This is a genomic window from Streptomyces sp. NPDC031426, assembly GCF_055581585.1.
Map to the genome: position 1 here is coordinate 178988 of NZ_JBVIJE010000005.1, position 6582 is coordinate 185569.

Below are 6582 nucleotides of genomic sequence, written 5' to 3' on the forward strand. Positions count from 1 at the left end.
TCAGGGACGCCATGCCTCGATCGGATTGCCGAGCCAGCGGGTGTCGTCCGGGACGGACTCCGCGGCCATGACGAGCGACGCGGGCCCCAGGGTCGTACGGGCCCCGACCGTGCTGCCGGGCAGCACGATGCCGCCAGGGCCCAGCGTGGCGCCCTCACGGAGGACCACAGTATCCGTCCGCAAGATCCGGTCGTGGAAGAGGTGTGTCTGCAGCACACAGCCACGGTTGACGGTCGCCGCGTCCTGAAGGGTCACCAGGTCCGTCTCCGGCAGCCAGTAGCTCTCCACCCACACGCCCCTGCCGATGCGCGCGCCGAGCCCGCGCAGCCACGCCGTCAGCACCGGCGTCCCCGGCACGGCCCCGGCCAGCCACGGCACCGCCAGCACCTCGACGAACGTGTCCGCCAGTTCGTTCCGCCACACGAAGGAACTCCACAGCGGATGCTCCCCGGCCCGGTGCCGCCCCACGAGCAGCCACTTCGCGACGACCGAGACGACCCCCGCGACCACACCCGCCCCGAGCAGCACCGCCCCCGACAGGGCCCAGGCCCACGGCCCCAGCACGCACAGCGCCGCCACCGTCGCCGCGGCCAGCGCCGCCGAACACAGCACCGGCACGATCCGGCACAGCTCCACCAGACCGCGCGCCCACAGCAGCCGGGCCGGCGGCTCGAAGGTACGGCTCTGATCCCCGCAGGCCGCACTGCGCGGCAGCTTCACCGGCGGCAGCCCCAGATACGAGGTGCCCTTCTTCGCCTTCTTCGGCGTCGCCGACAGCACGCCGACCAGCCCGCCGTCCGGCACGCTCCGGCCCGGCCCGGTCATCCCGGAGTTCCCCAGGAAGGCCCGCCGCCCGATCTCCGCACGCCCGATCCGCACCCAGCCGCCGCCCAGCTCGTACGGCGCCGTCAGCGTGTCGTCCGCCAGGAACGCCCCGTCGCCGACCGTGGTCAGGCTCGGCAGCGCGAGCACCGTCGACACCTCGGCGCGGCGCCCGATCCGCATGCCCAGCAGCCGTAGCCACACCGGCGTGACCAGCCCCGCGTACAGCGGGAACAGCGTTTCCCGGGACCGGTCCATCAGCTGCGTCACGGTCCACGCCTGCCAGCCCACCCGGCTGTGCGTCGGATACGTGCCCTCGCGCAGCCCCAGACCCAGCACGCGTACGGCGACCAGGATCAGCAGCGCGTACGCCAGCCCGTAGGCGAGCGTGGCCGGCACCAGCCCGAGAGCCGCTCCGCGCAACGCCTTGGTGAGCGAGCCTCCGGGCGTCACGAAGACCCGGGCGACCAGCAGCGCGGCCGCCCCCGCGAGCAGCGGCAGCGCGCTCAGCGCGAATCCGGTGATGCCGTACATCACCCGCCAGTACGTGCCCCGCTGCGGCCGCTCCTTCGGCCAGTTGCGCTTGGCCCTGCCGAGCTTGACCGCGGGCGCGCCCGCCCAGCGCTGGCCGGTAGGGACCTGCCCGCCGACCGCCGAGCCGGGAGCCACCTCGGCCCGCTTGCCGACGCGGGCGCCCGGGAAGAGCATGCTGCGGGTGCCGACGGTGGCGTGCGCGCCGACCTTGACCGGGCCGATCTCCAGCCGGTCGCCGTCCAGCCAGTGCCCGGACAGATCGACCTCGGACTCCACGGCCGCGCCCCGGCCCAGCTTGAGCATGCCGGTGACCGGCGGCAGCGAGTGCAGGTCCACCTCGGGCCCGACCTTCGCGCCCAGCGCCCGCGCGTACCGCTCCAGCCAGGACCCGGTCAGCGAGGTGGCCCCGCTGAACTCGGCCAGCCGCTCGGCCGTCCACAGCCGCAGATGCACGCTGCCGCCGCGCGGGTACCGGCCGGGCTGCACGCCCCGCAGCAGCAGCCGCGACCCGCCCGCCGCGAGCGCGATCCGGCCGGGCGGGGTGAAGAACAGCAGCGCGGCGGCCGCGAGCAGCCACCAGGGGGCGGTCGGCAGCCAGGAGTAGCCGGCCAGCAGGTTCCCGGCGGCGGCCAGGACCACCGTCCAGCGCAGCCCGAGCAGGGTGACCAGCGGAAGCAGCAGCAGAAGCTGGACGGCCTGGGCGCGGACCGGAACCGGCACGATCGTGCGGGCCCCGCCGTCGTCCTGCGCCGAGGCCTCCAGCCGCCGGGCCAGCTTGCGCAGGGTCGGCTGCTGGTAGATGTCGAGGACGGCGGCGCTCGGGTAGCGGGTGCGCAGCCGCGTGGTGAGCTGGGCGGCGGCCAGCGAGCCGCCGCCGATCGCGAAGAAGTCGTCGGACGCGCCGGTCACCGGGATGCCCAGCACCTCGGCCCACTGCTCGGCCAGCCAGGCCTCGGTGCCGTACAGCTCGGCCTTGGGCGCTTCGACGCCCTCCAGGGGCCACGGGAGGGCGTTTCGGTCCACCTTGCCGGACGTCCGGGTCGGCAGCTCGGCGACGGGCGCGAGCAGCGGCACCAGCGCGGCGGGCAGCTCGGCCCGCAGCTTCTCCACGGCGCCCGCATGGTCCCAGCCGTCCTGGGTGACCACGTAACCGACGAGAAGCTGATTGCCGCCGCGGGCGGTGCGCACGGCGGCCGCGGCCCCGGCGACCCCGGGCAGGGCCTGCAGCGCGGCGTCCACCTCACCGAGCTCGATCCGCCGCCCGCCGAGCTTGATCTGCTCGTCGGCCCGGCCCAGGAAGATCAGCCCCTCGGGCTCGGCCCTGACCAGGTCACCACTGCGATAGGCCCGCTCCCAGCCCAGCGAGTGCAGCGGCGCGTACTTCTCGGCGTCCTTCCCGGGATCGAGATACCGCGCGAGCCCGACCCCACCGATCACGAGCTGCCCGCTGCCGCCCATGGGCACCGGCTCACCGGCCTCGTCGACGACGGCCAGCTCCCAGCCGTCGAGCGGCAGCCCGATCCGGATGGGCTCGGCACCGGTCAGCAGTGCCGCACAGGCCACGACGGTCGCCTCGGTCGGCCCGTAGGTGTTCCACACCTCGCGTCCCTCGATGACCAGGCGCTGCGCCAGTTCGGGCGGGCAGGCCTCGCCGCCGAAGATCAGCAGCCGTACGTCGTTGAGTGTCTCCGGCTCCCACAGCGCGGCCAGCGTGGGAACGGTCGAGACGACGGTGATCTCCTGCTCGACCAGCCAGGGCCCGAGATCGGCACCGCTCCTGACCTGCGACCGGGGCACGGGCACCAGACAGGCGCCGTACCGCCAGGCCAGCCACATCTCCTCGCAGGAGGCGTCGAAGGCGACGGAGAGTCCGGCCATGACCCGGTCGCCGGGCCCGATCGGCTCCTCCGTGAGGAACAGGGCCGCCTCGGCGTCCACGAACGCGGCGGCGCTGCGATGCGTGACGGCGACACCCTTGGGCTTCCCGGTGGACCCCGAGGTGAAGATGATCCAGGCGTCGTGCTCGATGCCGGGCCGCGCCGCGGGGGAGCCGGAGGTGCCCTGGACGGTGATGGTGTGCCCGGCCCCGATGACGGCCCGCACCTTTGCCTCCCCGAACACCAGGTCGGCCCGCTCGTCCGGGTCCTCGGCGTCGACGGGGACATAGGCGGCACCGACGGCGAGGACGGCGAGGACGGCGACGTACAGCTCGTTGGTCCCCGAGGGCACCCGCACACCGACCCGGTCCCCGAGCCCGACGCCCGCCCCGGCGAGCCGCCGCCGCAGCCGCTCCACCTCGCCGGCCAGCGCGCGGTAGCTCAGGCACGTCGTACCGTCGTCCAGCGCCGGCTCGTCCGGATGGGACCGCACGGTCGCCTCGAAGACGTCGACCAGCGTGCGAGGCGAGGCGGCGGGCCCGGCGGAGAAGCGCGCCAGGTCGCCGAACTGCGTGCGGATCTCTTCGTCGAGCAGGCCGAGAGCGCTGCTCTCGTCTATGGCTGCCATCGGGTCCTCACGTCGTGTCCGGCTGAGTGACAAGCCGGAAATATTAGTACGACGTTAGGGTCCACTCCCTTCGTCCGGCCGCCCGAGAGGGCCGTTCGGGTGACTGGCCTACCGCGACTTCGGGGCCCTGACCTGCCGATCCTCACGCCGGGCGAGACATGCCTCACACACCGTCAAGGAGGGGGTGTGCCGGGGTGGTTGGGTCTTCCGCGTCTACTCGCGGGCAAAGCGAAGGGCCCCTGCTGAGCAGGGGCCCTCACTGGTGTCCGAGGGGGGACTTGAACCCCCACGCCCGATAAAGGGCACTAGCACCTCAAGCTAGCGCGTCTGCCATTCCGCCACCCGGACAAGGTGTCTGTCGTGCTCGGGGAACCCTTTCGGCGGGGTTTCCCTCGCGGCGACGAAGGAAACATTACCAGGCTTTCGAGGGTGGCTGATCACCCCCCGCCTGCGGCGCCGGCCGCCCGTGAACGGTGTGTGACGGGCCGGGACCGGTCTTGGGCCGCGGGCGGGGGAGAGGGAGGATGAGGACGACCACCAGCAGCGACAGCGCGGGAGGAAGCACGTGAGCGAGACGGACACGGCCAGGAGCGTCACCGGCGAGGACGAGGTCGTGGACCTCTGCCGCGAGCTGATCCGATTCGACACCAGCAACTACGGCGACCACTCCGGCCCCGGCGAGCGCCAGGCCGCCGAGTGGGTCGCCGAGAGGCTCGCCGAGGTCGGTCTCGAACCGGAGATCTTCGAGTCGCACCCGGGCCGCGCCTCGACGGTGGCCCGCATCGAGGGGGAGGACCCGTCCCGGCCCGCGCTGCTGATCCACGGCCATCTGGACGTCGTACCGGCCAATGCCATCGACTGGACCCACCACCCGTTCTCCGGCGAGGTCGCCGACGGGTGCGTGTGGGGGCGCGGGGCCGTCGACATGAAGGACATGGACGCCATGACCCTCGCGGTCGTGCGCGACCGGCTCCGGAGCGGGCGGCGGCCCCCGCGGGACATCGTGCTCGCCTTCCTCGCCGACGAGGAGGCGGGCGGCACGTACGGCGCCCGCCACCTGGTCGACCGCCACCCCGAGCTGTTCGAGGGCGTCACCGAGGCGATCAGCGAGGTCGGCGGGTTCTCGTTCACCGTGAACGAGCAGCGCCGGCTCTATCTGATCCAGACGGCCGAGAAGGGCATGCACTGGATGAAGCTGACCGTGGCCGGCACCGCCGGGCACGGTTCGATGATCCACCGCGACAACGCCATCACCGAGCTGTCCGAGGCCGTGGCCCGCGTCGGCCGGCACAAGTTCCCGGTGCGGGTCACCAAGACCACCCGGGCGTTCCTCGACGAGCTCGGCGACGCGCTCGGCACCGAGCTGGACCCGGAGGACATGGAGTCCACCCTCGTCCGGCTCGGCGGCATCGCCAAGTTCATCGGCGCCACCCTCAGCAACACCGCCAACCCCACCCAGCTGAGCGCCGGCTACAAGGTCAACGTCATCCCGGGCGAGGCCACCGCACACATCGACGGGCGCTTCCTGCCGGGCTACGAGGAGGAGTTCCTCGGCGACCTCGACCGGCTGCTCGGACCCCATGTGCGGCGCGAGGACGTGCACACCGACAAGGCGGTCGAGACCGGGTTCGACGGGGCACTGGTGGATGCCATGCAGTCCGCACTCGTCGCCGAGGACCCCACCGCCAAGGCGATCCCCTACATGCTCTCCGGCGGCACCGACGCCAAGTCCTTCGACGACCTCGGCATCCGCGGCTTCGGCTTCGCCCCGCTGAAGCTGCCGCCGGAGCTGGACTTCGCCGGCATGTTCCACGGCGTGGACGAGCGGGTGCCGGTGGACGGGCTGCAGTTCGGCGTGCGGGTGCTCGACCGGTTCATCGACGCGTCGTGAGCCCCCGGGCCAAGGCGGGACGCGTGGTCAGGCCGTGGCCCTGAGGATTCGGGCAGTCGTACGAGACCGACTGAGAAGGGTGAATGCGACCATAAGCTCGTAGCCCCATTACTCCCTCCTCGTTACAGGTGATGCGATCCCGCACCTTGGGATCGCATTGCCAACAAGGAGGAAGAATGATCAAGAAGGTCGTCGCTGCTGCGGCTGCCACCGGTGGGCTGGTTCTCGCGGGCGCGGGCCTCGCCGTCGCCGACTCCGGTGCCCAGGGAGCCGCCGTGCAGTCCCCGGGCGTCGTCTCCGGCAACGTCATCCAGGTGCCCGTGCACGTGCCGGTGAACGTCTGCGGCAACACGGTCAACGTGATCGGGCTCCTGAACCCCGCCTTCGGCAACACCTGCGTCAACCACTGACGTCGGCTCCCTGAGGGGGCGTTGGTCCCGAGGGGGCGTCTTCCACGAGCCGTCGGCCTCGTAGCGCGCGCCATGCGCTCCGAGGCCGACCGGTCTTTTCACACGCATTCGGACCCGGTCTCGGGGATTCGAAGAACCGAAACGAAGGCAGGGGGGAACCCACCATGCGACAGAGCACCCGCAAGGGCCTGATGACCATGGCCGCCGCGACCGGTGTGATCGCCGCCGCGAGCGGCTACGCCCACGCCGACGCGGGCGCGTCCGGCGCCGCCGCCGGCTCACCCGGCGTACTGTCCGGCAACGTCGTGCAGGCACCGGTGCACGTGCCGGTGAACGTCTGCGGCAACACCGTGAACATCGTCGGGCTGCTCAACCCGGCCGTGGGCAATGCATGCGCCAACCACGGCGGCACTTCGGCGG

At 72.5% G+C, this 6582-nt stretch carries 4 protein-coding genes and 1 tRNA gene; 3 read left to right on the top strand and 2 right to left on the bottom strand.

Translation table 11 applies throughout. The features are described 5' to 3' along the window. Positions 1 to 3861: a Pls/PosA family non-ribosomal peptide synthetase gene (locus ACZ5NH_RS11535; RefSeq protein WP_468774484.1), complete on the bottom strand. Its 3861-nt coding sequence runs from the start codon at positions 3859 to 3861 to the stop codon at positions 1 to 3. 260 nt (positions 3862 to 4121) lie between these two features. Continuing rightward, positions 4122 to 4209, bottom strand: a tRNA-Leu gene (locus ACZ5NH_RS11540). 217 nt (positions 4210 to 4426) lie between these two features. Here ACZ5NH_RS11540 and ACZ5NH_RS11545 point away from each other — a divergent pair. The 3 genes from ACZ5NH_RS11545 to ACZ5NH_RS11555 form a co-directional block, all read left to right on the top strand. Further along, positions 4427 to 5752: a M20/M25/M40 family metallo-hydrolase gene (locus ACZ5NH_RS11545; protein ID WP_468774485.1), complete on the top strand. Its 1326-nt coding sequence runs from the start codon at positions 4427 to 4429 to the stop codon at positions 5750 to 5752. Positions 5753 to 5928: 176 nt separating this feature from the next. Continuing rightward, positions 5929 to 6162, top strand: a complete 234-nt coding sequence (gene chpH / locus ACZ5NH_RS11550) for a chaplin ChpH (protein WP_388626431.1) — start codon at positions 5929 to 5931, stop codon at positions 6160 to 6162. 164 nt (positions 6163 to 6326) lie between these two features. Then, positions 6327 to 6582 (top strand): chaplin (locus tag ACZ5NH_RS11555; protein WP_468774486.1); only part of this gene is annotated, 256 nt, incomplete at its 3' end.

What these genes read in the sequence shown, in the direction of transcription:
- ACZ5NH_RS11535 (WP_468774484.1), bottom strand. Translation starts at nt 3,861, where the DNA reads ATGGCAGCCATAGACGAGAGCAGCGCTCTCGGCCTGCTCGACGAAGAG.
- chpH (WP_388626431.1), top strand. Translation starts at nt 5,929, where the DNA reads ATGATCAAGAAGGTCGTCGCTGCTGCGGCTGCCACCGGTGGGCTGGTT.